Annotated in this window: 1 protein-coding gene; it reads right to left on the reverse strand. The window is 71.7% G+C overall.

Annotation, left to right across the window (positions count from 1 at the left end; all coding sequences use genetic code 11):
• Positions 1–147: 147 nt before the first annotated feature.
• Positions 148–1,633 (reverse strand): glycoside hydrolase family 9 protein (locus AB0M20_RS34685; protein ID WP_364304611.1); only part of this gene is annotated, 1,486 nt, incomplete at its 5' end.

Raw genomic sequence — 1,633 nt, forward strand, 5'->3', positions numbered from 1 at the left:
GGCGACGGCCTCGAGGCCCTGGCGGTGCAGCTCAACGAGTTGGCGGCGGCCTTGGAGGGCTACCGGTGCGAGGCGGCGGCGTCCCGCGAGAAGTACCTGCGGTCCGCCCGCCCGCGCCCGGACTGAGCCGCTGGGCCCGCGTCCGGATCAGCCCTGATCCTGATCCGCGATGTAGGACGCCACCCACGCCAGCGGCGCGTTCCAGTTGATCGTCAGCTCGTTGGTGGACCACGACTGGATGTCGTCGACGTAGCAGAACTGCCCCACGCATCCGGCCAGCAGGGCCTGCGCGAACGGGTCCTGCAGCGACGAGTTCGGGCCACCGGCCAGCGTGCCGCGCGGTGGGTTGGGCAGGGCGGCGTCGAGCTGGTGCGCGTACCAGCGGCTGTGCTGGTTGTGCGAGCTGACCTCGCCGTACCCGGTCACGTAGGACTGGTTGAGCGCGTTGCGGCCGAGCACGTAGTCGATGCCGGCGAGCACGGCGTCGCGGTATTTCGGCCGGCCGGTGATGTCGTGGGCCGACGCGATCACGACGAGGTCGTTGAGGACCATGCTGTTCGAGCCCCAGTCCCACATGTTGCCCGGCGGTGCGTAGGCCACGTCGTAGGGGTGGGCCTGTTGGACGGCGAGGTACCGGTCCGCGGCGGCCACGACGGACCGGCGTACCCCGGCGAGGCCGGGCAGCCGGTTGGGCACGGTGGCCAGGTCGAGCCGGCCGGCCGCGGCGGTGGCCGCCCAGTCGAAGGCGTACGGGCCGAAGACGTCGGCGTTGTGCAGCGGAGAGGCCAGGACGACGTCGGCGTACTGCTGCTCGCCGGTGGTCAGATACAGCTCGGCGGCTGCCCAGTAGAACTCGTCGGTGACGACCGGGTCGGCGTAGGAGCCGCCGCCGACGCCGTCCGCGTCGGACGCGTACATCGCGGGGTTGGCCTGCGCCGCCGAGAAGGCGATGCGCGCCGCGTCGAGGGCCCGGGTGGCGAAGGCCCGGTCGAACCTCCGGTAGACGCGGCCGGCCTGGGCCGCGGTCGCGGCGAGGTTGAGCGTCGCGGCGGTGGAGACCGGGTGCAGCTCGCGCTTCTGCGGGTCGCGGTGCGGGAGCAGGGGCAGGCCGGTCCAGTTCTGGTCGTGGATCTTGTGGTGCGCCATCCCGGCGTACGGCTGCCCGGCGGGCACCTGCATCTTGAGCAGGAACTCCAGCTCCCAGCGGACCTCGTCGAGGATGTCCGGGACCCCGTTGCCGCTCTCCGGGACGGCGAGCGTGCCATCGCCGAGCTTCCCCGGCTGGGCGTGGCTCCGTTCAAACTGGCTGAGCAGCTGCCAGACCGAGATGCCGCCGTTCACCACGTACTTCCCGTGGTCGCCGGCGTCGTACCATCCGCCGCTGACGTCGAGCCGGTAGTCGCACACGCCGGGCTGGCACGGCACGTCGAGATCACCCTGGTTGGGCGGGACCTGCAGGTGGCCTGCCGGCCGGGCATAGCCGGGACGCAGGTCGTCGCGGATCTCGATGCCGCTGCGCTGCGTGTAGTACATCTTCAGGGCGTCGGTGCGCAGTTGCTCGTACGCGGCGGCCCCGATGTCGAACGGGTAGCTCTTCTCCCCGTCGGCGACCAGGGTGAAGCCCTTGCCGCGG

This window comes from Actinoplanes sp. NPDC051633 (assembly GCF_040681735.1).
Classification (GTDB): domain Bacteria; phylum Actinomycetota; class Actinomycetes; order Mycobacteriales; family Micromonosporaceae; genus Actinoplanes.